We start from the raw sequence: 26,566 nt of genomic DNA on the forward strand, positions 1-26,566 counted from the left end.
CCGGCCGGATCACCCGAACGCCGTGTTCCGGGTGGACGGGACGAAGCGCGGCGAGTGGGTCAGGCGAAGTTGACCAGTCTGATGTAGCGGGTCCAGTCCCAGAAGGGGCCCGGATCCGTGTGGTCGCTGCCGGGTACCTCGTGGTGGGCGATGATGTGCGTGCGGTCCTTGGGGATGCCGTAGGCGGTGCAGATCGCCGCGGTGAGCCGGGCCGACTGCTCGTACAGGGCGTTGGTGAAGTACTCGGGCCGGTCCACCCAGCCCTCGTGTTCGATCCCGATGCTGCGGGTGTTGTAGTCCCAGTTGCCGGCGTGCCAGGCGATGTCCGTCTCACGGACGCACTGCGCCACGTGGCCGTCGGAGGACCGCACGACGTAGTGCGCCGAGACCTGTTTCTCCGGATCGCGGAAGATGGACAGGGTGTCCGCGTACGTCTCCTGAGTGACGTGGACGATCACGTAGTCGAGGGGATAGGCCGTGGGGCGGCTCGACCGGCTGTAGTTGGACGCGTTCGCCGGCTGCCATTCGGCGGAGGGGTAGTCGACGGCACGGACCTGCGCCGACGCCCGTGTGCCGGAGAGCAGGGTGTAGGGGACGGTGGCCAGCGCGGCACCCTTGAGGAGCCGCCGCCTGCTCGGAACGGGTGCTGTCCTTTCCCTGTCCATGGGATTGCCCTTTCGTCGGTGGGGCCCTGGGCCCGGTGGGGGGAGGGGGCGGTGCTCAGCTGTTCGACATGACGGAGCGACATGGTTGCGGAGCGGAAAGCCGACGCGGACCTCCGACCGCCCGGGGGGCGAGGTGCGTCCGCGTGAATCACCGTACGGGGGGCGGGGGTTGCGCAGTAGAGCGCCGCGCCGTTCCGTGGACAGCCACCGCCTTGTGGACACCGCGCTCACTCGATCGAGTGAACGCGGGGCGCGGGCCAGTACGGGGCAGGTTCTCGAGGAACCTCCCCCGGTGGGCGGATCAGTCGTCGCCGCTGTCGTTGTCGCCGCGGTATTCGGCGGCACAGCGTTGGCCGGCCTCCGGCGTCCGGTGTCCCTCACGGCGCCGGGCGATCGCGGCTTGCCCCGTGTGATCGCTGCGTCGCCGGCGGCGGGGCGGGGCGGGTGTCAGGCCCGCTGCGCCACCGCGCCCGGGTCGTCCAGGACGGCCCGCACCACCGAGTGCGCGGCGCCGAGCAGCGGTCCCTGCGGACCCAGTTCCGACACCGCGACCGGGCAGGCCGGTCCGGCCGTGCGCCGGGCGAGTTCGTCGCGCAGCGACGGCACCAGCCAGGGCGCGAGTCCGGCGAGGGCGCCGCCGAGCACCACTCCCTCGGGGTCCAGCAGGTTGACCGCACCGGTCAGGGCGATGCCGAGCGCCGTACCCGCCTCGCGCAGGGCACGCCGCACGTCCTCGTCGCCCTGCGCGGCACGCCCCGAGAGCAGCCCGACCCGGTCTTCCCCCGGCTCCACGCCCGCCGCCCGCAGTACCGCCTTCTCACCCGCGTACTGCTCGAGGCACCCTCGTCCGCCGCAAGCGCATTCCGGCCCGTCGGGACGGACCGGCACATGACCGAGCTCGCCGGCGAACCCGCGGGTGCCGCGCAGCAGCCGGCCGTCGAACACCACGGCCGCACCGATGCCGATCTCGGCCGAGACGTGCAGGAAGTCCCGGGGAGTGCCGTCACCGAGCCAGAGCTCGGCGAGCGCACCGAAGTTCGCCTCGTTGTCCACGGTCAGCGGCAGATCCGCGGGCAGCAGCGTGCCGAGGTCCACGTCGTGCCAGTCCAGGTTCGGGGCGCGTACGACGGTGCGGCCGTCCCGTGCCACGAGACCCGGCACGGCGACCGCGAGCCCGGCCGGCCACAGCCCCTCGGTCTCCGCCTCCGAGACGACCTGTCCCACCAGGCCGGTGAGCTGCTCGAGCACCGGCTCCGGTGAACGGCCCCGGTTGCTTCCGTACCGCACGGCACGCGCGCGTACCCGCCCGCGCAGGTCGACCGCGCAGACCGCGAGATGGTCGACGCCCACCTCCGCCCCGATACCGGCCGGGCCCTGCGCACTGACGGCCAGCGCGGACCCGGGGCGGCCCACCCGGCCGGGGCGCTCGGGGCCCAGTTCTTCCAGCAGGCCCGAGCGGACGAGTTCGTCCACGAGGGTCGACACCGCCGCCCGCGTCAGCCCGATCCGTGAGGCGACGGCGGCCCGGGACAGCGGGCCCTCGGCGTTGACCGCGTGCATCACCCGCGCGAGATTGCGGCGGCGCATTCCCTGCTGAGTGTTCGGCAGCGGGGGCCCCGGGCGGGCCGGCTGGGCTTCGTGCGGCGGTGCGGTCATGCCTCCGTCAGTCCTTGGTCTGTCGTCGCTCAGTCCGGTCCGGTCCCGGGCCGCGGCCCCGCCGGAGCGAGTGCGGACGGCGACCGGAAACGGACCCTCGTCCCTCGACCACTGGCCGTGGCCCGCGCGCTCGCCGGCCGACGGCGGGACACGCCGGTCGCGGTGCCCACGAACGACCCTGTCCGGGGGCGATTTGTTCCCGCGGCGCCCGCAGGAACGGTTCACGAGTGGTCACACCCGTGCGAGCACGTCCTCAGCGCGAGGCCGTGTCCCGTTCCAGCAGTGGTGCCGCGTCGGAGAGTACCCCGGTGATCCGGTCCAGCGTCGCCTCGTCCCGTTCCACCGCATCGAGCACGGGCCCGGCGGCCGTGTTCCAACGCCGGGCGACCGCGGCCGCGTCCTCCCCGGTCAGCAGGCCGGCCGCCTGCGCGGCGGCACCGAGCGCGACCAGTTCCCTGGCCTCCGGTATCTGGACAGGACGCCCCGACAGCCGCCGAACGGTCTGCTGCCAGGCCGCCCCCCGAGCACCGCCGCCGATCAGCAGCAGCGGCGCGGACGGGTCCGCGTCGGCGTCCAGGACCAGGTCGAGCGCGCCGAGCAGCGAGTGCACGGCGCCGTCGTACGCGGCCTGGAGCAGCTGGCCGGCGGTCGTGTCGTGGCGCAGGCCGTACAGGAGGCCGGTGGAGTGCGGGAGGTTCGGTGTGCGCTCCCCGTCCAGGAAGGGCAGCAGCGTGACGTCGGTGCCCGGCTCGACGGCTTCCCGGTCCAGGTTGAGCAGGGCCGCGACGCGGTCGACGGCGAGCGTGCAGTTGAGGGTGCAGGCCAGCGGCAGCCAGTCGCCGCGGGCGTCGGCGAAGCCCGCCACGGTGCCGGTCGGGTCGGCGGGCCGGTGCTGCGAGACGGCGTACACCGTGCCCGAGGTGCCGAGGCTCATCACCGGGACGCCGGGACGCAGTCCGAGGCCCAGTGCGGCGGCCGCGTTGTCCCCGGTACCGGCGGCGACCAAGGTGCCCTTGGCGAACGGCAGGCCGTGGCCGTCGCGTACGGTACCGGCGACCTCGCCGGGCCGGACGACCCGGGGCAGCAGCGCCGGATCGAGCCCCACGCGTGCGAGGATCCCCTCGTCGTACGCCTCCGTACCCGACGCCCACCAACCCGTGCCGGACACGTCGCCGCGGTCGGTGGTCCCTTCGCCGGTGAGGCGCTCGGTGAGGTAGTCGTGGGGGAGCCGTACTGCCTTCACCGCGCGGGCCGCTTCCGGCTCGTGCTCGGCCAGCCAGACCCACTTGGTGACCGTGAAGGAGGCGCTGGGCACACTGCCCGTGCGCTCCGCCCAGGCCTTGGGCCCACCCAGTTCGTCGATCAGCCGGCGGGCCTGCGGGGCCGAGCGCACGTCGTTCCAGAGCAGGGCCGGGCGTACCGGCTCGCCCCGCTCGTCGAGCGTGACCAGGCCGTGCTGCTGTCCGCCGATGGACACCGCGGCTGCCTCGCGGGCGGCGTCGCCGCACTGGGCCAGGGCCTCGCCCAGCGCGTCCCACCACTGGCGGGGATCGCTCTCGCGCCCGGCCCCGGAGGACACGGTGTGGGGCGCCTGACCGCTCGCGACCACCCGGCCGGTGGCCGCGTCGACGACCAGTGCCTTGGTGGACTGGGTGGACGTGTCCACGCCGACGACGAGCGGACCCTCGGCTGCTGACATCGGGCTTCTCCCTCTTTCGCGGGTCCTGGGACCCGGACTTCACTCCTTCGGGGACACCTTGTCCCTTCCCAGGACCGTGTGTGCATACTAATTTGTAAAGCGCCATGACGAAATAGTCGGCAGCGATTGATCGGCATCGAGTGAGGAGCCGCGGAATGAACTACCAGCCCACTCCCGAGGACAGGTTCACGTTCGGTTTGTGGACGGTCGGCTGGCAGGGCCGTGACCCGTTCGGTGACGCCACCCGGCGGGCCCTGGACCCGGCCGAGTCCGTGCGGCGGCTGTCGGAGCTGGGCGCCCACGGCGTCACGTTCCACGACGACGACCTGATTCCGTTCGGGTCGAGCGACACCGAGCGGGAGGCGCACATCAAGCGGTTCCGGCAGGCGCTGGACGCGACCGGCATGAAGGTGCCGATGGCGACGACGAACCTGTTCACCCACCCGGTGTTCAAGGACGGCGCCTTCACGGCCAACGACCGGGACGTGCGCCGCTACGCGCTGCGCAAGACGATCCGCAACATCGATCTCGCGGTCGAGCTGGGCGCGAGCGTCTATGTGGCCTGGGGAGGCCGGGAGGGCGCGGAGTCCGGCGCCGCCAAGGATGTGCGGGACGCGCTGGACCGCATGAAGGAGGCCTTCGACCTGCTGGGCGAGTACGTCACCGAGCAGGGCTACGACCTGAAGTTCGCGATCGAGCCGAAGCCGAACGAGCCGCGCGGTGACATCCTGCTCCCGACGGTCGGCCACGCCCTGGCCTTCATCGAGCGCCTTGAGCGGCCGGAACTCTACGGCGTGAACCCGGAAGTCGGCCACGAGCAGATGGCCGGCCTCAACTTCCCCCACGGCATCGCGCAGGCGCTGTGGGCGGGCAAGCTCTTCCACATCGACCTCAACGGCCAGTCGGGCATCAAGTACGACCAGGATCTGAGGTTCGGTGCGGGCGACCTGCGGGCCGCGTTCTGGCTCGTCGACCTGCTGGAGCGGGCCGGATACGCGGGGCCGCGGCACTTCGACTTCAAGCCGCCGCGGACCGAGGACCTCGACGGCGTGTGGGCGTCCGCGGCCGGCTGCATGCGCAACTACCTGATCCTCAAGGACCGGGCGGCCGCCTTCCGTGCCGACCCGCAGGTGCAGGAGGCCCTGGCCGCGGCCCGGCTGGACGAGCTGGCCCTGCCCACCGCCGAGGACGGTCTCGCCGGCCTGCTCGCCGACCGGAGCGCCTACGACACCTTCGACGTGGACGCGGCCGCCGCGCGCGGCATGGCCTTCGAGCACCTCGACCAGCTCGCCATGGACCACCTCCTCGGCGCCCGCTGATCCGTCCTGCCTCCGCGCGAACGCTCCGGCCCCCTCCAGCACGGACGGGGCTGGAGCTTTTGCGAACCGTCAGCAGTCCGGAACGCGTGCGCGGGGGACTGGACAGCAAAGAGACAAACAGACAGAACGGGGCAGCGCCTGAGGGGGAGTCAGGGCTCGTCCCCCGCAGCGAGGGCCGCCGAAGCCAGGGCCGTCGCCGGGTCCTGGGCCGCGCCGCCGGCGGGGACCCATCGGCCGTGCTCCCTGCGGTACGGCCACCAGTGCCCGTCGTGGTCCAGGCGGAGCTGGTGCGGTGCGCCGACGACGGTCCACCGGTTGGCCCGCTCCCGCAGGGACGGCCGCTCGTCCTCCTCCCAGGCCGACTCCAGCGCCGCACGCGCGCGTGCGAGTGTGTCGCCCTCCACCGCCCACTCCTCATCGAGCACGGACAGAGCGGCCGCGCCGCCGAGCCGCCACGCGCGTACGGCCACGGTCAGCTCGTCCCGCGTGCGCCCCGAGCCCTCGCCGAGGCGGTCCAGCGCGCCCGGTCCGGGGTCTCCCGCGGCCAGGCGCACCGCGTCCTGCGCCACGGTCGGCTCCGTGCCCACGGCCTGCCGGTCGTGCCCGCTCCGCAGGGCTTCGGCGAGCAGACGATGGGCCTCCACCGCCGTCCGGGAAGCCAGAAAGGCCAGACCGGACGGGTCGACGCCGGGCGGAGGCATCGCCTCGGTCTCCAGGGCAGGCGGTCCACCCGGGCCCTCCTGGAGACCGGGAGGTGCGGGCAACGGAGGCAGCATCTGCCCCACCGCGTACGCCTCCGCGGCGTCCACACCCTCCGTCCGCGCGGCGACCTCCTCCGCGGCCGCGGGGCCGTGTGCCTGCAGGGCGTCGAGAACGGCACTCTCCGCCCGCCCCCGCATCAGCAGCAGGACGAAGGGGTCCTGGTCCAGCAGCCTGGCGACCTGGTAGCAGAGCGCCGCGGTGTGCCCGCAGTGGTCCCAGGCGCCGCAGTCGCACTCCGGCTCCAAGTCGCCCATGCCGGGCAGCAGGTCGATGCCCGCCGCCGCGGCGTCCTCCACCAGATGCGGCGGCATGTCGCGGTCCAGCAGCGCCGCGACATGCCCGGACCGCTCGATCGTCATGTCGACAAAGCGTCCCCATTGGGCGTCGGAGAGCCGCTCCAGCAGGACGTCGGCCCGATGCGCCGTACGGTCCCGGTCCTGGACGACCGCGGTGATGCGCCCCGGCCGCACCGAGACCGCGCCGACCGCTCCCGCGCGCGCGAGGCGGCGCCCCGCCTTCACCTGTGCCGTGTCCATCGCCGCTTCCTCCAGCACCTTCAGCCAGGCGCGGCCCCACCAGGTCTGCGCGAAGCCCCGTCCCTGCGCGGGCGGCAGTGCGAGGAACGTCCGTTCCGCGTCGTCGTACCGAGTCATCGCGTACCCCCTCGCAGTTCGACCAGGTCGGCCAGTTCCGCGTCGGACAGTTCCGTGAGAGCCGCCTCGCCCGTGCCCAGAACCGCGTCGGCGAGTTTCCTCTTGCGGTGCAGCAGCGCGGCGATGCGGTCCTCGACGGTTCCCTCGGCGATCAGCCGGTGCACCTGCACGGGGCGGGTCTGCCCGATGCGGTAGGCCCGGTCGGTCGCCTGTGCCTCGACGGCCGGGTTCCACCAGCGGTCGTAGTGCACGACGTGCTCCGCGCGCGTGAGGTTCAGTCCGGTGCCGGCCGCCTTGAGCGACAGCAGGAAGACCGGGACCTCACCGTCCTGGAACCGCCTCACCATCGACTCCCGCGCCGTGACGGACGTGCCGCCGTGCAGGAACAGCGACGACGCGCCGCGCGCGGCCAGATGCTGTTCGAGGAGCCGTGCCATCTGCACGTACTGAGTGAACACCAGCACGCTCGCCTCCTCGGCGAGGATCGTGTCGAGCAACTCGTCCAGCAGCTCCAGCTTCCCGGAGCGGCCGGTGATCCTCGGCCGCTCCTCCTTGAGGAACTGCGCCGGGTGGTTGCAGATCTGCTTGAGACTCGTCAGCAGCTTCACGATCATGCCGCGACGTGCCATGTGTCCGGCGCCGGCGATCTCCGAGAGCGCCTCCCGCACCACCGCCTCGTACAGGCCCGTCTGCTCGGGGGTCAGCGACACGGGATGGTCCGATTCGGTCTTGGGCGGCAGCTCCGGCGCGATCCCGGGGTCCGACTTGCGGCGTCGCAGCAGGAAGGGCCGTACGAGCCGGGCCAGCCGCTCCGCGGCGGCGGGGTCCTGCCCGCTCTCGACGGCCTGTGCGTAGCGCCGGCGGAAGGTGCCGAGACGGCCCAGCAGTCCCGGGGTGGCCCAGTCGAGGACGGCCCACAGTTCGGAGAGGTTGTTCTCCACAGGTGTGCCGGTGAGCGCCACGCGCGCGCGTGCGTCGATGGACCGCAGCTGCCGTGCGGTTTCGGAGTACGGGTTCTTCACGTGCTGCGCCTCGTCCGCCACGACCATGCCCCACGGCACGGCGGCGAGCCGGTCGCTGTCCAGACGCATGGTCCCGTAGGTGGTCAGCACGAACTCGCCGTCCGCCAGGTCGTCGAGGTCGCGGCGGGTGCCGTGGAAGCGGCGCACCGGTGTGCCGGGCGCGAACCGCTCGATCTCCCGCTGCCAGTTGCCCATCAGGGAGGTCGGGCAGACCACCAGGGTGGGACCGGCGGCGTCGGTGTCCGCCTGCCGGTGCAGATGCAGGGCGATCAGTGTGATGGTCTTCCCGAGTCCCATGTCGTCCGCAAGACAGCAACCGAGCCCCAACGACGTCATGCGCACCAGCCAGCCGAGTCCCCGTCGCTGGTAGTCGCGCAGCGTGGCGTCGAGGGCGGCGGGCTGCGCCACGGCCTCCTGGGCCTCGGGGCCGGCGAGGCGCTCCCGCAGGGTCGCCAGCCAACCCGTCGGGCGCACCTCCACGCGGCGTCCGTCGACCTCCGTCGAGCCCGTCAGGGCCGCGGCGAGCGCGTCGACCGGCGTGACCTTGTGGTCCTGCCGGGCACGGGCGCGGTGGGCCTCCTCGGGGTCGACGAGCACCCACTGGTCGCGCAGGCGCACGACGGGGCGATCGGCCTCGGCGAGCAGGTCCAGCTCCTCGCGCGTGAGTCCCTTGCCGCCCAGGGCGAACGTCCAGTTGAAGGCCAGCAGCGCGTCGGCCGACAGGAACGACCGGCCGGCCTCGGACGCGGCCGCGCGCGACGCCGGGTCGTCGTCGGACGGTCCGACCTCGGCACGCTCCGTCAGGTCGCGGGCCAGTTCCCTCGGCCAGTGGACGTCGACCCCCGCGCCGGCGAGCGCCCGGGAGCCGGCGCCGAGAAGCTCGGTGACCTCTTCGCCGGTGAGCTCGACGGCGTCCGGTACGGCGGCCGACAGCAGCGGCGTGAGGGAGGACCAGGCCCGTGCTGCCCGGCGCAGGGAGAGCAGGGCGTCCATCCGCGCGCGCGTGCCGAACGCCTCACCCACGGTGCCGGCCCACACCTCAGCGGTGTCCGCGACGAGTGCGGGATCGCTGACGCTGTGCACCTGGGGCACCACCCGGAACGTCGGCCGGGCGTCCACGGAAGCCGGTGCCGACAGCCCGCGCACCTCGACGCGCAGTGACAGCCGCACGCCCGTGTCGTGTCCCGCGGCGACGTCCGAGGCCCACTCGCGCAACTCGGGCGAGCGCCGGGGCTCCCACGAGGCGTAGGCGGGCCCGGCCGTCAGGAACTCGGCGGCGGGGGAGCGGGGCAGCGTGTCCGCGACGGCGTCCAGGAAGGACCGCACCAGGTGTTCCGGATCGGGCAGTCGCAGCGGATCGGTGCCGTCCACCGGGACCGCGTGCGCCTCGGGCGGCATGGCGGCGGCGAGATGCCGGATCCGCTCGGTCTCCTCCGCGTCCAGTGGCCCCGTGCGCCAGGCGTCGTGGTCGGCCTCGGACAGGCCGGGCAGCAACAGCCCGCGCGCCACGAGGTGCAATGCCTCGACGGCGACCGCACCCCAGAAGACCGATGCCCGGTGACCTCCGGCGTCGGCACGCGCGCGGGTGAGCACCGGCAGGGCGGCCCGCAGCGGCAGTAGCACCGCGGGCACGCTCACCGCTTCCACGCCGTCGCCGTCGGGCAGCACGACCGTCAGGTTCCCCGGAGCCCCCGACGGAAGGGCGCCGGGCGCTTCGCCGTCGGGCCGCCAGAACGCGACCGTGCCGGTGCGGCCCGGTTCGCCGGGCAGGAAAACGGCGCAGCATCCGAAGAGTGCGGAGATCTCTGAGGGGGTGAAAGAAGTCTTCTGCGCAGCGATGACGTATTCCTCAAATTTGACTAGCCGGGGTGCGGCGGCCGATCGTACCCGATCGTCGAGGTTGCGAGCTGCGACCGGGACATGGCATGGGTCACCATTCAGAAGGGGAGAGGCTGTTTCGGGTGCCTCTCCGGCCTCGGCCTCCGGTGTGCCCTCAGGGTCGCGTAGGGGGCGGCCTCAGGGAGTTCTCAGGGGCGGGGTACGGAACCGCCGGGAGCGCGTGCCCGTTTTCAGGACAGAGAGCGGCAGTGGCCGCGAAGGAGGCGACATCATGTCGAACAATGCCAAGGTCGCAGCGGGTGGCGTGGCGGCCGGGCTCATCCTGCTGATCTGGCTGCCCTGGTGGGCTGCCCTGCTGATAGTCCTGGGAGTCCCGGCCGCCGCCTACCTCGCCCTGGACCCCTCGCAGCGGCGCAGGCTGCGCCGTGTCTCGCGCAGGGAAATTGGGCGCTGAGGCGCTGACGGGGCGATATGACCGGCTCGGCCGTCAACGCCTTCCCTGCTCCTGGTCAGCTCGGACGTACGGCCATCTTGTCCAGCGCCTCCAGGAGTCCGGGCAGCGACGGCCCTCGCCCCACCGGCAGGACCTCGCCGGGCTCCTCGTCGAGCAGGATGAAGGCGATGTCGTCGGTCCTGGCGACGAATGACCAGCCAGGACCGTCCGCGCGCAGCGTCCTTGCGTCACCCGGCGCGAAGGACGACCGGACACGGCCGAGCGGCGGCGGCGTGTCGACGTAGGCGCGAGCTTCCGCGAGCACCCGCCGGACGCCGTCGTGCCCGGAGGTTCCCGTACCGGTCCGGTCGTCCGCGGCAACGGCATCGTCCGAGGCGTCGGCCTGTGCGCCCCCGCCCGTGCCTGCTCCGGATCGCCCCTCGTCGGACGGGCCGTCCACCGAACCGGCGCCGCCGTCCTGAGCCGGGAACTCCGAGTCGTCGATCTGCTCCCGCCACTGCGCCCACTGGAGGGCGATCTCGTCGGCCCCCAGGCGGCGCTGGGCCGGACCCCAGACACTGGTGTCCGGCGGGCACAGCGCGGGCTGGTCGGCGGACTCGGGACCCGGGTCGTGCGGCACGGGCACGCCGGGGGCCGCCACCGCGACCGCGAGGGGCCAGCCGGGCAGCGCGGTGACGACCGAGCGCTCGTCCGGGGACAGGTCGTACTCCATGCCGCAGTCCCAGGACGCCACGGCTACGGCGACCAGCGAGACGTCGTCGACGACGACGGTCCACCGGGCGCCGTCCCCGTCCTGGCCGAGCACCAGGCCGTAGCCGTCGGCCAGCGGGGGGAGACCGAGCGCGGCGCACGCCTCCGGATAGTCGTCGCCCAGCACACTCGGAAACTTCGCCGGCGTCAGCAGTACCGCCGTGAGCACATAGAGCGCATCGTCCGCGGCGGCGACGGCGTCCTCGTCCGTCCCGGCCATCCCAGCCTCCCCATCGGTTCGTCCAATGGCGGGCACCCTAGTGTGCGCGGGAAGCCCTTGTCACGACTCCCAGACGCACCCGAGCTGCAGGTTTCCGGTTGGACGGGGGCGAATCGACCACTCGGTACCGGGGAGCGGCACTCAGGTACCGGGCAGCCCCAGGAGTGCGCGAGCCACGTCCCGCGGCGGCTCGTCCCGTTCCCGTGCGAGGGCGATCACCGCCCGGCACGCCAGTTCGTTGACCCCGAAGGACAGGGCTTCCGGCGACACCCGGCCGACCGCCTCGTCGATACGGTCCCGATCGTCGTCCACACACGCCGCGACATAGGCGGCGGCCTCGAACAGGTTGTGGGAACGCGACCCGCCCGCCGCCTGTCCGTTCTTCGCCGCTGCCGAACGCCGAGCGGTACGGGATCTGTCCCAAGCCTCGCGGATCCTGCCGAACAAGTGGACCACCCTCCCCTTGCGATCGCCCTGCCTGACGGTGCATCTCTCGCTACTCAACGTAGAGTTGAAGTTCCGACGGCAGAAGGGGACGTCCATGGTGCGGCGCTTCGAACTACTGGCACGGATCAGGCGCATGGATCCCCACGAGGACGCGTCGGAGATCTACCGGCTGTCCTCGGCCTACGAATTCCCCTGGGACTTCGCCCGCGCCCTGGAGCTCGCGCTCTACCGCACCTACGCCGTGCCGAGGATCGGCCGGCTGCTCGCCGAGACGGCGGAGTTCACCGACCGGCCACAGAAACGGTACGACGACACCGCGCTGCTGCTCGACGCCGTCGTCGAGCACGGTTTCGACAGCGAGCAGGGCCGCACGGCGATCCGGCGCATCAACCGGATGCACCGCAGCTACGACATCGCCGACGACGACATGCGGTACGTCCTGTGCACGTTCGTCGTGATCCCCAAACGCTGGATCGACGCCTACGGTTGGCGCCGCATGTCCCGCCACGAGACCGTCGCCTCCGCCGTCCACTACCGCACGTTGGGCCGGCACATGGGCATCAAGGACATTCCCAATTCCTACGAGGAGTTCGAAGCCTGCCTCGACGCCTACGAGGCGGCCCACTTCGCCTGGGACGAGGGTGGGCGTCGCGTTTCCGACGCCACGCTCGACCTCATGGCCTCCTGGTATCCGCGCCCCCTCGCGCCGCTGCTGCGCGCAGGTACCCTCGCCCTGCTCGACGAGCCCCTCCTGCGGGCCTTCGGCTACGCACCGCCCAGCCCTGTCACCCGCGCGGCCGTGCGCCGTGCCGTCAGGCTGCGCGGGCGCGCGGTCCGCCTGCTGCCCCCGAGGCGCGCTCCGCACCATGCCCGTCAGAACAGGGAGATCAAGGGCTACCCGAACGGCTACCGGCTGGCGGAGCTGGGCACCCGCCCGGTCCCCGGCATCAGGGGCTGCCCGGTCCGCCACATCGACACGTCAGCCGTCGAGTGAAGCGATCGTCTCGCGCAGCCAGCTGAGTTCGGCGCGCGAGGTGGCCCGCGCGACGGTCAGTACGCCACGCCGGAAAGGGTCGTCCAACTCCTCGGCGCTCAGGGGCCGGTCCCCGTCGTAGAAGATGCTCGCGGGCTCCTCCAGGAACGTCAGCCGACGGCGCAGTACGACGGCCTGTGCGGCCGCGTCGTCCAGGTGCCGGAGGAAGGCGAGCACGGTGAACCAGCGGTTCTCGTCGCTGATGTCGCGCCGAGCGGGCTCGGCGAGCCGTCGGTGCAGCTCCCGCCGGCCCTCCTCGGTGAGCGTCAGGACGTGGCAACGTCGTGCCCGACCGGCCCGACGCGTTCGCGGCGGCGGTGGCCGGGCGGGGCTGACTCAGCCCGCTCGGACCGCCAGGGTCAGGAAACGGGCATCCTCGTCGACGTACACCGTCATGTCCCACCCGGAACCGGTCAGCAGCGGACGGAGGCTGGGCTCGGCACGCAGGTCGTCCGAAGTGAGCCGCCGCCCCTGCCGGGCCGCCAGCGCCGCCCGGCCGATCGGGTGGAAGAGTGCCAGAACGCCGCCCGGACGCACGACGCGCGCCAACTCCCGCAGATTCCCGGCCGGGTCGGGCAGGTGGGCGACGAGACCCGCCGCGAACACCGCGTCGAGCGACTGCGAACGAAGCGGCAGCGCGGCCACGTCGGTCAGCAGCAGACGTCCGTCGCGGTCCCTCCCGGCCCGTACGGCGGCCTGGAGCATGGCAGGTGTCAGATCGGCGCCGACGACCAGCCCCGAGGGCCCCACGGCCGCACGCAGCGGGGGCAGGGCGCGCCCGGTGCCGCAACCCGCGTCGAGCACGCGATCACCCTTGCGAAGCCCCAGGTCGGCGACCGCGGCCGCGTAGGCCGGACCGTCGTCCGGGAACCGGCGGTCCCAGTCGGCGGCCCGGGAGCCGAAGAATTCCTGGACGTGCGTGTGGTCGTCACTCATGCTCCGCATGATCCCCCGAGAGCGCGGAAGATGCCGCAGCGCACACGTTCGAGCCTGAAACGTTCGTTCCAGCGCTCCTCCGCGTCAGATGACCACACCTTCGAAGCGCGCCCTCACCGTGCGCCCGTTCCGGACTGCCGTCCGGGGCCCACGGGCCACGTGGACCACCGCGCAGGTCGTCTCCCGGCAGCGGCAGGTTCAGCGCGTGGATGCCCGTGCCCCGGCGCTCGTCAGCAACGCCGTCGCCGCCCTGCAGGCCGAGCGGTCCGCAGCCGTCCGCCATGCGACCGATCCGCCTTCGGTGCCCGGCGCCGACTACCGGGAGCCGACGCCGGGCACCGACCGCACGGTCGGGAGACCACGGCGCGGCGACCGGGCAGCAAGTGGTGCGCCAACGAGGCCGGACCCCTTCCCCGGCCGCCACCCGTGGCGCCGGCGTCGGCCGTCCGCGACCGGCCGGCCCCACGGGAGCGCGGTTCGATCCGATCGCCCTCGTCACGCGCGCAGCCGGTGCACCGGACGCGGGCGACAGCGCGCCCGGACCGGAACACCGGACACTGATCGACCTGTGCGCGTGCACACCGCCCGGCTCCTCGGCTCCGTCCGCCGACCGGCCCGGTGGCCGGGACAGCCGGCCCTCAGTCCGCCACCGACTTCTGGGCCAGGACCTTGTCCACGGTGACTCGGACGAGGAGTTCGCCCGGAACACCGTTGCGCGCACCGAACTCCTCGGCGCGCTCCTCGCCCATGTACCGTGCGCCGATGCGGGCGGCCCAGTGCCGCAACTCGCCCGGATCCTCCGAGATCCGCGCGCGGCCCTGCAGCACCACGAAGTGGAAGGGCGGCCGGTCGTCGTCCACGCACAGGGCGATGCGGCCGTCACGGACCAGATTGCGCCCCTTCACGGTGTCCTTGCCGGTGTTGAACACCAAGTCGTCCCCGTCCAGCAGGAACCAGATGGGCGCCACATGCGGGCTTCCGTCGGCCCGAACGGTGCAGAGCTTTCCGGTGCGGGTGCCGTCCGAGACGAACGCCCGCCATTCCTCATCGGTCATCTTCTGTGCCATGCCCCCCATCCTCCTTGCCCGGAGCACGGGCGTGGTGAAGGCTGGCGGACGGATCCCCCGGCCAGGGGGAGGCAACGCGTACGGGGAGACACGGGGAGATATCGGACCATGGTGCAGAACCAGGGACTCGGCTGGCTGCTTGACGATCTGACGGCGCGTGTCGAGCACGTACGGCACGCGTTGGTCCTGTCCAACGACGGATTGGTGACCGGAGCGAGCACCGGCCTTCGGCGCGAGGACGCCGAGCACCTCGCCGCCGTCTCGTCCGGGCTGCACAGCCTGGCCAAGGGCTCGGGCCGGCACTTCGGCGCCGGTCAGGTGCGCCAGACGATGGTCGAGTTCGACGACGCCGTGCTGTTCGTCACCGCTGCGGGTGCGGGCAGCTGCCTGTGCGTGCTCAGCGGAGCGGAGGCCGACATCGGGCAGATCGCGTACGAGATGACGCTGCTCGTGAACCGGGTGGGCGAGCACCTCGACGTCGATGCGCGGCAGCCGGGACACATATCGCCGACCGAGCTCTGACCTGGGCTTTCAGCCCATTGCTGGGGTCGGACGCGAGGTTTTCCACAGGCCTGCCACGGATGACGCGGCTGCGGCTACGGTTTTGTGTCAGCGGGTGCGAACAGCGCCTGCCACACACTCCACGGGGGAGACGAACCATGTCCGGCACCACCGTCACGCACAGGACCGCCGCAGCCGCCGAGCGGACCGGCACCGCCCGCGACGCCGCCGTCGCGCCGAATCGCGCGGCACGGCAACTGGGGCTCAAACGCAGCGAGTTCGACCTCGCGGTGCACCTCGGCCGGATCCGTACGGTACCCGACGACACGGGAGGCGGGCGGCGAGTCCCCCGCACCGAGATCGACCGGATCCGGGCGGCGAACGGCTTCCCCGAGGGGCTCCGGGCCGATGTCCGGACCGTTGGCACCACGGAGGGTGCGGCCCTCATGGACGTGACCAGGGCACGGTTCACCCGTCTGGCCCGGCTGGGACTGCTGGTGCCGGTGAAGTTCTATGTCAACCGGTACCGAGCCGTCGTCTGGCTGTATCTGGCCGAGGAGCTGCGGCGGTTCGCCGCCGACGAGCGAAACGCCGCACTGCTGAAGGGCCGCACAGCGGAAGCCCTCCGTACCCAGCTGGGGGAGGGGCTGGATCTGCGGCCCCGCAACTGGCGCGGAAGGCACCTGGGCTTTCTGCTCCGCCAGTCGGCCGACGACCCCTGGGCCCGGGCCGCGGCCGTGGCGTCCCTGCTCGACGCCGCAGAGGTCTCGGACGTCGTCACCGACCCCTACGAGCGCTCTCGTCTGCGCCGGTCCCGGCCCGCGCCGGCGGCGCACGGCTCGCCGGGCTCCCCGGCCGCACAGCTCGCCGAGGAGATCGTGACGGCTGCGGACCAGGACGAGATCGACTGGCTCCGCTCCGACCTGGCGGACGCGGTGGAAGCGGCCCGTCGGCAGTCTCCGGCCCCCCCGCCCGGCCCTGCGCGCCGTGCCGGTCCGGCCCGGCCCCGGGGACGGGCCGGATGAGGCGGGGGAGCCCCTGCCGCGCGAGACGCGGGTGGGCGTGCGGCACGACACGGAGAACACGGGCCCGCGCCAAGCGGAACGACCCGGACGGCTGAGCGGTCTGCTCGGCCGGCTGTGGCGCAGAGACTCCTGACCTACAGCGACCGGAAGAGGCCTTCCTGGACGACGGACACCAGCATCCGTCCCTCCGTGTCGTAGATCCGACCACGGGCCAGACCGCGCCCACCGGTCGCGATCGGCGACTCCTGGTCGTACAGGAACCACTCGTCCGCCCGAAACGGCCGATGGAACCACATGGCGTGGTCCAGCGACGCCATGTCGAACCCCCGGGGACCCCACAGCGGTTCCACCGGGATGCGCACGGCGTCCAGGAGCGTCATGTCGCTGGCGTAGGTCAGGGCGCAGGTGTGCACGAGCGGGTCGTCGCCGAGCGGCCCCACCGCGCGCATCCACACGGCGCTGCGGGGCTCGGCGCCCTCGACCTCCTCGGGGCTCCAGCGCAGCCGGTCGACGTACCGGATGTCGAAGGGCTGGCGGCGTGCCATCCGCTCCAGCTGCTCCGGCAGTGCGCCCAGGTGCTCCCGTACCTCTTCGGCGACCGTCGGCAGGGACTCGGGATCCGGGACCTTGCGGGCCGGCGGCAACTGGTGCTCGAAACTCCCCTGCTCAGGCTTGTGAAAGGAGGCGGTGAGCGTGAAGATCGTGCGGCCCTGCTGCACGGCGGTGACCCGGCGGGTGGTGAACGACCGTCCGTCCCGGTCCCGTTCGACCTGGTACACGATCGGCACACCCGGGCGACCGGGCCGCAGGAAGTACGCGTGCAGCGAGTGCACCGGGCGATCGCCGTCGGTGGTGCGGCCCGCGGCGACGAGTGCCTGGCCGGCCACCTGGCCGCCGAAGACCCGCTGCAGCGACTCCTCGGGGCTGCGGCCACGGAAGATGTTGACCTCGATCTGCTCCAGGTCGAGCAGTGCGACGAGGCTCTCGGCCGGATTCGTCATGGGCAGGGTTCTCCTGTGCTCACAGCTGGCCGACATCGGTGACCCGGACGACCGCACGACCCTCCGAGTCGGAGGCGGTGAGGTCGACCTCCGCGCTGATGCCCCAGTCGTGGTCGTCGTTCGGGTCGTCGAAGATCTGCCGCACACGCCACAGCCCGTTCCGCGGCTCCTCCTCGATGAGCAGCAGTTTCGGACCGCGGGCGTCAGGGCCGGTGCCGAGGTCGTCGTACTCGTCCCAGTACTTGTCCATGGCCTCGCCCCACGCGTCGGCGTCCCAGCCGGCGTCGGCGTCCATCTCGCCCAGCTCACCGACCTGGTCGAGGGCGGCGAGCTCGACACGGCGGAACATGGCGTTGCGGACCAGGACACGGAAGGCGCGCGAGTTGGCGGTGACCGGTCGTACCTGGTCGGCCTTCTCCTGAGCCTCCTCGGCGGTCATCTCCTCCGGGTTGGCGAGCTGCTCCCACTCGTCGAGGAGACTGGAGTCGACCTGACGCACCATCTCGCCGAGCCACTCGATCAGGTCCTGCAGGTCCTCGGACTTCAGGTCGTCCGGGACGGTGTGATCGAGGGCCTTGTAGGCGCTGGCCAGGTAGCGCAGCACGATGCCCTCGGTGCGGGCCAGTTCGTAGTGGGAGACCAGCTCGGTGAAGGTCAGTGCCCGCTCGTACATGTCGCGGATGACCGACTTCGGGGACAGCGGGTGGTCACCGACCCAGGGGTGGCTCCTGCGGTACGTGTCGTAGGCGTGGAAGAGCAGCTCCTCCAAGGGCTTCGGGTACGTGATGTCCTGGAGGCGCTCCATGCGCTCCTCGTACTCGACCCCGTCCGCCTTCATCGCGGCCACGGCCTCACCGCGCGCCTTGTTCTGCTGGGCGGCGAGGATCTGCCGCGGATCGTCCAGCGTGGACTCCACGACCGACACCATGTCCAGCGCGTACGACGGCGACTCCGGGTCCAGCAGCTCGAAAGCGGCCAGGGCGAACGTGGACAGCGGCTGGTTCAGCGCGAAGTCCTGCTGCAGGTCCACCGTGAGACGTACGATGCGTCCTTCGGCGTCCGGCTTGTCGAGTTTTTCCACGATGCCGCCGTCCAGCAGCGAGCGGTAGATGGCGATCGCCCGCCGGATGTGCCTGAGCTGCTGCCTGCGCGGCTCGTGGTTGTCCTCCAGCAGGTGCCGCATCGCGGAGAAGGCGTCGCCGGGACGGGCGATCACCGACAGCAGCATGGTGTGCGTGACCCGGAAGCGGGAGGTCAGCGGCTCCGGCTGGGAGCCGATGAGCTTCTCGAACGTGCTCTCCGACCAGGCCACGAAGCCCTCGGGAGCCTTCTTCCGGACGACCTTGCGCCGCTTCTTCGGGTCGTCACCGGCCTTGGCGAGCGCCTTCTCGTTCTCGACGACGTGCTCGGGCGCCTGAGCGACGACAAAACCCTCCGTGTCGAACCCGGCGCGCCCGGCCCGGCCGGCGATCTGGTGGAACTCCCTGGCCCTCAGCGTGCGGACCCGGGTGCCGTCGTACTTGGTCAGCGCGGTGAACAGCACGGTCCGGATCGGGACGTTGACGCCCACGCCCAGCGTGTCCGTCCCACAGATCACCTTCAGCAGGCCGGCCTGCGCGAGCTTCTCCACCAGTCGCCGGTACTTGGGCAGCATGCCGGCGTGGTGAACCCCGATGCCGTGCCGCACGTAGCGGGAGAGATTGCGGCCGAACTTCGTGGTGAAGCGGAAGTTGCCGATCAGCTCGGCGATCCGCTCCTTCTCCTCCCGCGTGCACATGTTGATGCTCATGAGCGCCTGCGCCCGCTCCACGGCCTGCGCCTGGGTGAAGTGCACGATGTACACGGGGGCCTGCCGGGCCGACAGCAGATCGGTGAGCGTCTCGGTGAGCGGGGTGTAGCGGAACTCGTAGGACAGCGGCACCGGGCGGGTCGCCGAGCGGACCACCGAGGTGGGGCGGCCGGTGCGGCGCGCGAGGTCCTTCTCGAAGAACGAGACGTCACCGAGCGTCGCCGACATCAGGACGAACTGGGCCTGCGGCAGTTCCAGCAGAGGGATCTGCCAGGCCCAGCCGCGGTCCGGCTCCGCGTAGAAGTGGAACTCGTCCATGACGACCTGGCCGATGTCCGCGTGCTTGCCGTCACGCAGCGCGATCGATGCCAAGACCTCGGCGGTGCAGCAGATGACGGGGGCATCGGAGTTCACGGAGGCGTCGCCGGTCAGCATGCCCACGTTCTCGGTGCCGAAGATCTTGCACAGCTCGAAGAACTTCTCCGACACCAGCGCCTTGATCGGAGCCGTGTAGAAAGTGACCTCGTCCCGGGCAAGAGCGGCGAAGTGCGCGCCCGCCGCGATCATGCTCTTGCCGGAGCCGGTGGGCGTCGACACGATGACGTTCGCGCCGGAGACCACCTCGATCAGCGCCTCCTCCTGATGGGGGTAGAGCGTGAGACCGCGCTCCTCGGCCCACGCCTCGAAGGCTTCGTACAGGGCATCGGGGTCGGCGGTCCGCGGCAGCTGATCGATGAGGGTCACGCCCCCATCTTGCCTGCCCCGGGCCGCGATGGGGGAATCGGCTGTCCGCGTGAAGATCACGAACGCTACGCTGGGTCGCCGACGCGGCAAGCGCGGAACCGGACAACTGCACAGCGGCACACGAGGAATGGGGCGGGCAACGGCGATGATGGGACCAGCACACTCACTGTCGGGCGCCGCGGCGTGGCTCGGCGTCGGAGCGGCGACCGCCGCCGCGGGACATCCGATGCCCTGGCCGGTGCTGCTCGCCGGAGCCCTGATCTGCGCCGGGGCGGCGCTCGCCCCGGACCTCGACCACAAGGCGGCCACCATCTCCCGCGCCTTCGGACCGGTCTCTCGGGGGCTGTGCGAGATCGTCGACAAGCTGTCCTACGCCGTCTACAAGGCCACCAAGAAGCGGGGCGACCCGCGCCGCTCGGGCGGACACCGCACGCTGACCCACACCTGGCTGTGGGCGGTCCTGATCGGCGGAGGCACTTCGGTCCTGGCCATCACGGGCGGGCGCTGGGCGGTCCTGGCGATCCTCTTCGTCCACATGGTGCTGGCCATCGAGGGCCTGCTCTGGCGGGCCACCCGGGGCTCCAGCAGCGACGTGCTGGTCTGGCTGCTGGCCGGCACCAGCGCATGGATCCTCGCCGGAATCCTGGACAAGCCGGACGGCGGCGCGGACTGGCTGTTCACCGCGCCGGGCCAGGAGTACCTGTGGCTGGGGCTGCCGATCGTGCTCGGCGCGCTGGTGCACGACATCGGGGACGCGCTGACCGTCTCCGGGTGCCCGATACTCTGGCCGATACCCGTGGGCCGCAAGCGCTGGTACCCCATCGGGCCGCCGAAGGCCATCCGGTTCCGGGCCGGCAGCTGGGTGGAGCTGAAGGTACTGATGCCGGTGTTCATGCTGCTCGGCGGAGTGGGCGGCGCGGCGGCACTCAACTACATCTGAGCGACGCGGGCCCGGCGGGCTCAGCCGGCTTCCCCGGCGTCCTGCCCCTCGCCGGCCCCGTAACGCCGCTCGAAACGGGCGACGCGCCCCTCCGAGTCCACCGTTCGAGCCTTGCCCGTGTAGAAGGGATGGCTCTCCGAGGAGATCTCCACGTCCACCACCGGGTAGGTCTCGCCGTCGTCCCACGCGATGGTCTGGTCGCTGGTCGCGGTGGACCGGGTGAGGAAGGCGTACCCGGCACTGCGGTCACGGAAGACGACAGGCCGGTAGTCGGGGTGCTTGTCCTGCTGCATGGCTGCTCCTCGTACGGCGGGGATCATGGGGGCGACGGCGGCGCGGGCCCGCTGTCGCGAGTGGCCTCAGCCCGGCAGGGAGTCCTCGTCGACCACGTGCATCGCGGCCTCTTCGGCGGAGGCGGCCGCGCCGTCGATGCCCACGTCCATGGCCACCAGCGCCGGCTCCTCGTCCTCGTGCGTCCCTTCGTCGGGTGCCACGAGCCGGCCGGACCGGTCCGCGCCGACCTCGTTGTCCAGCAGTTCCCCGTCGGTGCCGTCGGAGTCGCCCAGTCCGTCGCCGTCGGGCGCGAGCTCGTCCGGACGCTCCTCGGCAAGCCGCTGGTCCAGCGTTTCACCGCGGTGGCGTTCGGCGGCCGTCACACCGGTGTGCTCCACCGCCCAGGGACGCTCGGGCGGGGACCAGCCCCGGTCGAGCGGATCGTCGACACCGTCCTCCTCAAGGGTGTCCTCGCCGTCGAGCAGGCCGGTGTCCTCCCTCTGCTCGGATCCGTCGGGCTGGTAGACGTCATCTCCCCATCCGTCGACGCTGTTCACGGGTACCTCCAGGGGGTGGGGACCGGCCCCTTCTCACCGTGGACCGCGGCGGGTCGCCGCTGCACGGGGCACAGCCGTCACCCCTCGCGGAACCGCTCGGTTCCGGGGCCTGCCTCGAGCCGGTGCCTCCTCCCAGCCTTCCACTCCCGTTCGGGACCGCGCAACGGCACGGACCCCGCCGGGGTGACCGCCGGTCCCGGTCCTCCGGCTCCACCGGCCCGGCCGGCCCACGCCGCCGGCCGGCCCGGCACGGGCGACGCGTCGGCACCCTGCCCACGGTCCTGCCCACCGTGCTGCCCCTCGCCGGGACCCGGCCCGAGTCGTCCGGTGGTGGCGCCTTCTGTCCGTCCCGGCCGGAGCCGGGCGGCTCCGGGCCGCCCCGCACCCGAACGGCCCCTGCCCCGGTTGCCCACCCCGCCCCGGCCGGCCGGCCCCGCCCCGGTTGCCGGGCCCGGGAGCACCCGGCCCTCGGAGGAAGCCGCGACACGGCTACCCGTGCCAGGACCGCCACAGCGCCGCGTAGGCGCCGTCCGCCGCGACGAGTTCGTCGTGGCTGCCCAGCTCACTGATCCGGCCGTTCTCGACCACGGCGATGACATCCGCGTCGTGGGCGGTGTGGAGGCGGTGGGCGATCGCGATCACCGTGCGGCCGTCCAGGACCCGGGCCAGGGACCGTTCGAGATGGCGCGCGGCCCGCGGGCCGAGCAGCGACGTCGCCTCGTCCAGCACCAGCGTGTGCGGATCGGCCAGCACCAGGCGGGCCAGTGCGATCTGCTGTGCCTGCGCAGGGGTGAGCGCGAAGCCGCCCGAGCCGACCTCGGTGTCCAGACCCTTCTCGAGCCCACGGGCCCAGTCGTCCGCGTCGACCGCGCCCAGCGCCGCCCACAGCTCGGCGTCGGTGGCGCCGCTCCTGGCCAGACGGAGGTTGTCGCGCAGGGAGCCCACGAAGACGTGGTGCTCCTGGTTGACCAGGGCGACGTGCGAGCGGACCCGTTCGGCGGACATCCGGGAGAGTTCCGCGCCGCCCAGGGTGATCCGGCCTTCCCGGGGACCGTAGATGCCGGCCAGCAGCCTGCCCAGTGTGGACTTGCCGGCGCCCGAGGGGCCGACCAGGGCGAGCCGGGTGCCGGGGGCGACCTCCAGCGACACCTTGCGCAGCACGTCCACCCCCTCGAGGTAGCCGAAGTGCACCCGGTCGGCGTGCACATGCCGTCCCTCGGGGGAGAGCGTGCCGTCACCGGCGTCCGGCTCGATGTCCCGCACGCCCACCAGCCGGGCCAGCGAGACCTGGGCCACCTGCAGCTCGTCGTACCAGCGCAGGATGATGCCGACCGGGTCGACGAGCATCTGTGCGATCAGGGCCGCCGTGGTCAGCTGGCCGACCCCGATCCAGCCCTGGAGGACGAAGACACCACCGATGAGCAGGACGGAGGCGAGCACGGTCACATGGGTGACGTTGATGACGGGGAAGAGCACCGACCGCAGCCAGAGGGTGTATCGCTCCCAGGCCGTCCACTCCCTGATCCGGCGCTCCGAGAGTTCGATACGACGGGCGTCGAGGCGATGGGACTCCACGGTGCGCCCGGCGTCCACCGTCTCGGCGAGCGTGGCGGCCACCGCGGCGTACCCGGCGGCCTCCGAGCGGTAGGCGGCGGGCGCCCGGCGGAAGTACCAGCGGCAGCCGATCACCAGCAGCGGCACCGCGATCAGTACCGCGGGCGCCAGCGGCGGTGCCGTGACCACCAGGCCACCGAGCAGCAGCACCACCCAGACGGCGCCGATCGCCAGCTGGGGCACGGCCTCGCGCATGGCGTTGGCGAGCCGGTCGATGTCCGTGGTGATCCGGGAGAGCAGGTCACCCGTGCCCGCCCGCTCCAGCACGCCGGGCGGCAGTCCGACCGACCGCACCAGGAAGTCCTCGCGCAGGTCGGCCAGCATCCGCTCGCCGAGCATGGCCCCCCGCAGCCGTACCTCGCGCACGAACACGGCCTGCACGACGAGGGCGAGCACGAAGAACGTGGCCGTGAGGCCCAGATGCAGCTCGCGGGCGTCGTCCGAGACCCGTTCCACGAGCCCGCCCAGCAGGTAGGGGCCGGCCATCGAGGCGATCACGGCGACGGTGTTGACGGTGACGAGGAAGAGGAACGCCCGACGGTGCCGGCGCAGCAGCTCTCCCACGTACGCGCGCACGGTCGGGCGAGCGCCGACGGGCAGGGTGCTCGCGGTCGTGGGAGCCGCCGGGTCGTAGGACGGGGGCGCGACGCCGGTCATGCCGTTTCCTCGATCTCTTCCAGTCGGTGCAGTACGTCGTCGCTCAGGGCGCCGTCCTGTGCGTCACCACGTCCGTCATGTCCCTCACCGCGTCCCTCACGGCGGTCGCCGTCGCGGGCGTCGTCGGGCAGGGACCTCGCCGGCCCCCTCCCGGCCGGTACACCGTCGTGGCGCGCAGCGCTCTCCTCGTCGGTCTCGCGGGTCACCACCGCCCGGTACCGGGGCTCGGTGTGCAGCAGCTCCCGGTGGTCGCCGACCGCCGCGACCTCGCCGTCGTGGAGGAACACGATCCGGTCCGCGCGGTCCAGCAGCAGCGGGGACGAGGTGAACACCACGGTGGTGCGCCCCGCGCGCAGGGCCCGCACGCCCTCCGCGATCCGCGCCTCGGTGTGCGAGTCCACGGCCGAGGTCGGCTCGTCCAGGACCAGCGCCTCCGGGTCCGTGATCAGGGACCGCGCCAGTGCCAGCCGCTGGCGCTGGCCGCCCGACAGCGACCGGCCCCGCTCGGTGATGCGGGCGTCCATCGGGTCGCCCGCGCCGAGCGAGCCCTGCGAGAGCGCCGTCAGTACGTCACCGCACTGCGCGGCGGTCAGCGCGTCCTCGGCGCCGACGGCACCGGACGCGGGCACATCAAGGAGTTCGCGAAGCGTGCCGGAGAGAAGCACCGGGTCCTTGTCCTGGACCAGGACGGCGGTGCGGGCGGACTTCAGGGGCAGCTCGTCCAGCGGCACCCCGCCCAGCAGGGCCGACGTGCCCTTCTCCGAGGGATGCCCGCCGAGGCGTTCCGCCAGCCGTCCGGCCGCGTCCGGGTCCCCGCACACCACGGCGGTGAACCGGCCCGCCGGGGCCAGGAGACCGGTGGCCGGGTCGTACAGGTCACCGGTGGGGATCTCGGCGGCGCGTGACCCCGTGGTGTCCGTGGCGCGTTCCAGGGCCAGCACCCGTGCGGCCCGCTTGGCCGAGGGCTTGGAGAAGGAGTACGCCATGGCGATCTCCTCGAAGTGACGCAGGGGGTAGGTGAGGATCATGACGGAGCTGTAGACGGTGACGAGCTCGCCCACGCCGATGCGGCCCTCGCGGGCCAGGTGGACGCCGTGCCAGACCACCGCGATCAGCAGCAGTCCCGGCAGCAGCACCTGGATCGCGGAGATCAGGGACCACATGCGGGCGCTGCGCACGGCCGCGTGGCGCACCTCCTGGGAGGCACCGCGATAGCGGTCGAGGAAGAGTTCCTCGCCGCCGATGCCACGCAGCACCCGCAGTCCGGCGACGGTGTCGGAGGCGAGTTCCGTGGCACGACCGGCTTTGTCGCGCTGGACGTCGGCCCGCCGGGTGGCCCGGGGCAGCAGGGGCAGCACCGCGAGGGCCAGCACCGGCAGGCCCACGATCACGACGACGCCGAGCGCCGGCTGGTAGACGACCAGTGCCACACAGACCAGCACGATCGTGAACGCGGCCGCGGTGAAGCGGGAGACGGCCTCCACGAACCAGCCGATCTTCTCGACGTCACCGGTGGACACGGCCACGACCTCCCCGGCCGCGACGCGCCGGGTCAGTGCCGAGCCCAGCAGCGCCGTCTTGCGGGCCAGCATCTGCTGGACGCGGGCGGCCGCGGTGATCCAGTTGGTGACGGCGGCGCGGTGCAGGAAGGTGTCGCCGACCGCGTTGCCCGCGCAGCACAGGACCATGAGGCCGCCCGCGAGGGCGAGCCGGCTGCCCGAGCGGTCGACGACCGCCTGGATGGCGAGACCGACGCAGAAGGGCAGGGCGGAGACGGAGGCGAAGTGCAGCAGGCCCCAGGCCAGTGCCTTGAGTTGGCCACCGAGCTGGTTGCGGAACAGCCACCACAGGAATCGGGGGCCCGAGCGTGCGTCCGGCACGCCCGGGTCGGGATACGGAAGGTCTTGGATCTGCATGACGTCCCAGTGGCTCGTGTCAGGAGGTGCCGTCGCTATGCGGCATCAAGAGGCTGCAAACCGTGAAAGGTTCGCGTTGCCACGTGCCCAAAATCAAGCGGTTTTCCGCGGTGGGGCACCAATCCGGCTCCGGACCGCCACACGTCGCCGGCACACATCCACGGGGCTTCACTCGCGCACACCCGCGGCGCCCCACCCGCGTTCGCCCGCCGAAGTCCTGACGGCATGCCCGGGGCGAGTGCGACGATGGACGGATGGCGAGTGGTGGCGTACGGCATACGGCGGTCGCGATGGCGGCCCTTGGCTCCCTGCTGACGGTGACGGCGCTGTCCGCCTGCGGCGGCCCGACGGAGCACGGAGCGGACGTCGGGGCGAGCGTGCCCCCCGGCGGAGCGGGCCGGAGCAGTGCGACGGCCGACCCGACCACGGTCCCCGGCGTCGGCGACCGGCTCCAGCGCCGCATCCCAGCCGACTCGCGTCAGGTGGTCGCGGTGTACGGAGACGGCAGGGACTCCGCCGACTCCATGGCCGTGCTCTACACGAAGCGGGGCTCCGCCTGGCACCGCGCCCGCAGTTGGGCGGCACACAACGGCACGAAGGGCTGGACGACCGACCACCACGAGGACGACAAGCGCAGCCCGGTCGGCGTGTTCACACTCAGCGACGCGGGCGGCGTGCTCCCGGACCCGAATCCGGCCCCCGGCACGGGCCTGCCCTACAGCCGGTCCGAGAGCTTCGCGGCACCACGCTGGTGGGCGAAGTCGTACTGGCACGACTTCGACTACGTCATCGCCGTCGACTACAACCGCGTCAAGGGAACCCCGCCGAACGACCCGACCCGACCCGAGGGTTCGGCCAAGGGCGGTTCGATCTGGCTCCACATGGACCACGGCAGCGGTACGTCGGCCTGTGTCAGCCTGCCCAAGCCGGCGATGGAGTACCTGCTGCGCACGCTCGACCCGGACCTGCACCCCGTGGTGGTGATGGGGGACAGGGCGGAGCTGAAGGCCTGAGCCTCCCGGCACCC

22 protein-coding genes and 1 pseudogene are annotated in these 26,566 nt (G+C 72.4%); 7 read left to right on the forward strand and 16 right to left on the reverse strand.

From position 1 onward, the window contains the following. Nucleotides 1-59: 59 nt before the first annotated feature. The 3 genes from ACIQFU_RS15140 to xylB all read right to left on the reverse strand — a co-directional run bounded on the left by ACIQFU_RS15140 (nt 60) and on the right by xylB (nt 4,020). Nucleotides 60-665, reverse strand: a complete 606-nt coding sequence (locus ACIQFU_RS15140; protein ID WP_402551682.1) for an N-acetylmuramoyl-L-alanine amidase — start codon at nt 663-665, stop codon at nt 60-62. Nucleotides 666-1,112: 447 nt separating this feature from the next. Next, nucleotides 1,113-2,321 (reverse strand): ROK family protein, encoded by a 1,209-nt coding sequence (locus ACIQFU_RS15145; RefSeq protein WP_402551684.1) that lies wholly within the window; start codon nt 2,319-2,321, stop codon nt 1,113-1,115. A 253-nt stretch (nt 2,322-2,574) separates the two neighbouring features. After that, a complete protein-coding gene (gene xylB, locus ACIQFU_RS15150) occupies nt 2,575-4,020 on the reverse strand; it encodes a xylulokinase (protein ID WP_402551686.1) in 1,446 nt (481 codons plus the stop codon). 155 nt (nt 4,021-4,175) lie between these two features. On the opposite strand from xylB, the gene xylA reads away from it, so the two are divergent. Next, nucleotides 4,176-5,339, forward strand: a complete 1,164-nt coding sequence (gene xylA / locus ACIQFU_RS15155; protein WP_402551688.1) for a xylose isomerase — start codon at nt 4,176-4,178, stop codon at nt 5,337-5,339. 149 nt (nt 5,340-5,488) lie between these two features. Here xylA and ACIQFU_RS15160 read toward each other — a convergent pair whose 3' ends face one another. Further along, on the reverse strand, nt 5,489-6,754 hold the full coding sequence (locus tag ACIQFU_RS15160) for an SWF or SNF family helicase (protein WP_402551689.1): 1,266 nt from the start codon (nt 6,752-6,754) through the stop codon (nt 5,489-5,491). Further along, entirely contained in the window at nt 6,751-9,615 is a 2,865-nt protein-coding gene (locus ACIQFU_RS15165) for a DEAD/DEAH box helicase (RefSeq protein ID WP_402551925.1), read from the reverse strand. The genes ACIQFU_RS15160 and ACIQFU_RS15165 overlap by 4 nt, the downstream gene beginning before the upstream one ends. 271 nt (nt 9,616-9,886) lie before the next feature. On the opposite strand from ACIQFU_RS15165, the gene ACIQFU_RS15170 reads away from it, so the two are divergent. Further along, complete coding sequence (locus tag ACIQFU_RS15170; protein WP_402551691.1) at nt 9,887-10,069, forward strand: hypothetical protein; 183 nt, start codon at nt 9,887-9,889, stop codon at nt 10,067-10,069. 55 nt (nt 10,070-10,124) lie between these two features. Here ACIQFU_RS15170 and ACIQFU_RS15175 read toward each other — a convergent pair whose 3' ends face one another. Together ACIQFU_RS15175 and ACIQFU_RS15180 are read right to left on the reverse strand one after the other, a co-directional pair. Beyond that, complete coding sequence (locus tag ACIQFU_RS15175; RefSeq protein ID WP_402551693.1) at nt 10,125-11,039, reverse strand: hypothetical protein; 915 nt, start codon at nt 11,037-11,039, stop codon at nt 10,125-10,127. A 141-nt stretch (nt 11,040-11,180) separates the two neighbouring features. Next, nucleotides 11,181-11,486, reverse strand: coding sequence for a hypothetical protein (locus ACIQFU_RS15180; protein WP_402551695.1), 306 nt, complete (start codon nt 11,484-11,486; stop codon nt 11,181-11,183). A gap of 94 nt (nt 11,487-11,580) precedes the next feature. On the opposite strand from ACIQFU_RS15180, the gene ACIQFU_RS15185 reads away from it, so the two are divergent. After that, a complete protein-coding gene (locus tag ACIQFU_RS15185; RefSeq protein WP_402551697.1) occupies nt 11,581-12,480 on the forward strand; it encodes an oxygenase MpaB family protein in 900 nt (299 codons plus the stop codon). Here the strand turns inward: ACIQFU_RS15185 and ACIQFU_RS15190 are convergent. The 3 genes and pseudogenes from ACIQFU_RS15190 to ACIQFU_RS15200 all read right to left on the reverse strand — a co-directional run. Beyond that, nucleotides 12,466-12,795 (reverse strand): annotated as a pseudogene (locus ACIQFU_RS15190) (PadR family transcriptional regulator); the annotation flags it as partial. The gene ACIQFU_RS15185 and the pseudogene ACIQFU_RS15190 sit on opposite strands and share 15 nt — an antisense overlap. Nucleotides 12,796-12,855: 60 nt before the next feature. Then, nucleotides 12,856-13,455, reverse strand: coding sequence for a class I SAM-dependent methyltransferase (locus tag ACIQFU_RS15195; RefSeq protein WP_402551699.1), 600 nt, complete (start codon nt 13,453-13,455; stop codon nt 12,856-12,858). Between the two features lie 638 nt (nt 13,456-14,093). Further along, complete coding sequence (locus ACIQFU_RS15200; RefSeq protein ID WP_402551700.1) at nt 14,094-14,522, reverse strand: PPOX class F420-dependent oxidoreductase; 429 nt, start codon at nt 14,520-14,522, stop codon at nt 14,094-14,096. A gap of 108 nt (nt 14,523-14,630) precedes the next feature. Here ACIQFU_RS15200 and ACIQFU_RS15205 point away from each other — a divergent pair, with 108 nt between their 5' ends. Then, nucleotides 14,631-15,044 (forward strand): roadblock/LC7 domain-containing protein, encoded by a 414-nt coding sequence (locus ACIQFU_RS15205; protein ID WP_402551702.1) that lies wholly within the window; start codon nt 14,631-14,633, stop codon nt 15,042-15,044. Between the two features lie 137 nt (nt 15,045-15,181). Continuing rightward, complete coding sequence (locus tag ACIQFU_RS15210) at nt 15,182-16,048, forward strand: DUF6397 family protein (RefSeq protein WP_402551704.1); 867 nt, start codon at nt 15,182-15,184, stop codon at nt 16,046-16,048. A gap of 134 nt (nt 16,049-16,182) precedes the next feature. Here ACIQFU_RS15210 and ACIQFU_RS15215 read toward each other — a convergent pair whose 3' ends face one another. Further along, nucleotides 16,183-17,049 carry an acyl-CoA thioesterase gene (locus ACIQFU_RS15215; protein ID WP_402551705.1) on the reverse strand — a complete coding sequence of 289 codons (867 nt, stop codon included), beginning with the start codon at nt 17,047-17,049 and terminating at the stop codon, nt 16,183-16,185. 19 nt (nt 17,050-17,068) lie between these two features. Beyond that, nucleotides 17,069-19,582, reverse strand: a complete 2,514-nt coding sequence (locus ACIQFU_RS15220; protein WP_402551707.1) for a DEAD/DEAH box helicase — start codon at nt 19,580-19,582, stop codon at nt 17,069-17,071. A 145-nt stretch (nt 19,583-19,727) separates the two neighbouring features. On the opposite strand from ACIQFU_RS15220, the gene ACIQFU_RS15225 reads away from it, so the two are divergent. Continuing rightward, entirely contained in the window at nt 19,728-20,522 is a 795-nt protein-coding gene (locus tag ACIQFU_RS15225) for a metal-dependent hydrolase (protein WP_402551709.1), read from the forward strand. 20 nt (nt 20,523-20,542) lie between these two features. On the opposite strand, the gene ACIQFU_RS15230 is transcribed toward ACIQFU_RS15225, so the two are convergent. The 4 genes from ACIQFU_RS15230 to ACIQFU_RS15245 all read right to left on the reverse strand — a co-directional run bounded on the left by ACIQFU_RS15230 (nt 20,543) and on the right by ACIQFU_RS15245 (nt 25,539). Continuing rightward, the gene (locus tag ACIQFU_RS15230) at nt 20,543-20,815 is read right to left on the reverse strand and encodes a type B 50S ribosomal protein L31 (RefSeq protein ID WP_153180988.1); all 273 of its coding nucleotides are present in this window, start codon (nt 20,813-20,815) and stop codon (nt 20,543-20,545) included. A 66-nt stretch (nt 20,816-20,881) separates the two neighbouring features. After that, complete coding sequence (locus tag ACIQFU_RS15235) at nt 20,882-21,352, reverse strand: DUF5709 domain-containing protein (protein WP_402551712.1); 471 nt, start codon at nt 21,350-21,352, stop codon at nt 20,882-20,884. Between the two features lie 489 nt (nt 21,353-21,841). Continuing rightward, nucleotides 21,842-23,623, reverse strand: coding sequence for an ABC transporter ATP-binding protein (locus ACIQFU_RS15240; protein WP_402551714.1), 1,782 nt, complete (start codon nt 23,621-23,623; stop codon nt 21,842-21,844). Further along, nucleotides 23,620-25,539, reverse strand: a complete 1,920-nt coding sequence (locus ACIQFU_RS15245; protein WP_402551716.1) for an ABC transporter ATP-binding protein — start codon at nt 25,537-25,539, stop codon at nt 23,620-23,622. Before ACIQFU_RS15245 ends, ACIQFU_RS15240 begins: the two co-directional genes overlap by 4 nt. A gap of 254 nt (nt 25,540-25,793) precedes the next feature. On the opposite strand from ACIQFU_RS15245, the gene ACIQFU_RS15250 reads away from it, so the two are divergent. Then, complete coding sequence (locus ACIQFU_RS15250) at nt 25,794-26,552, forward strand: hypothetical protein (protein ID WP_402551718.1); 759 nt, start codon at nt 25,794-25,796, stop codon at nt 26,550-26,552. Nucleotides 26,553-26,566 lie beyond the last annotated feature (14 nt).

Source organism: Streptomyces sp. NPDC093065, from assembly GCF_044754585.1.
Taxonomy (GTDB): domain Bacteria; phylum Actinomycetota; class Actinomycetes; order Streptomycetales; family Streptomycetaceae; genus Streptomyces.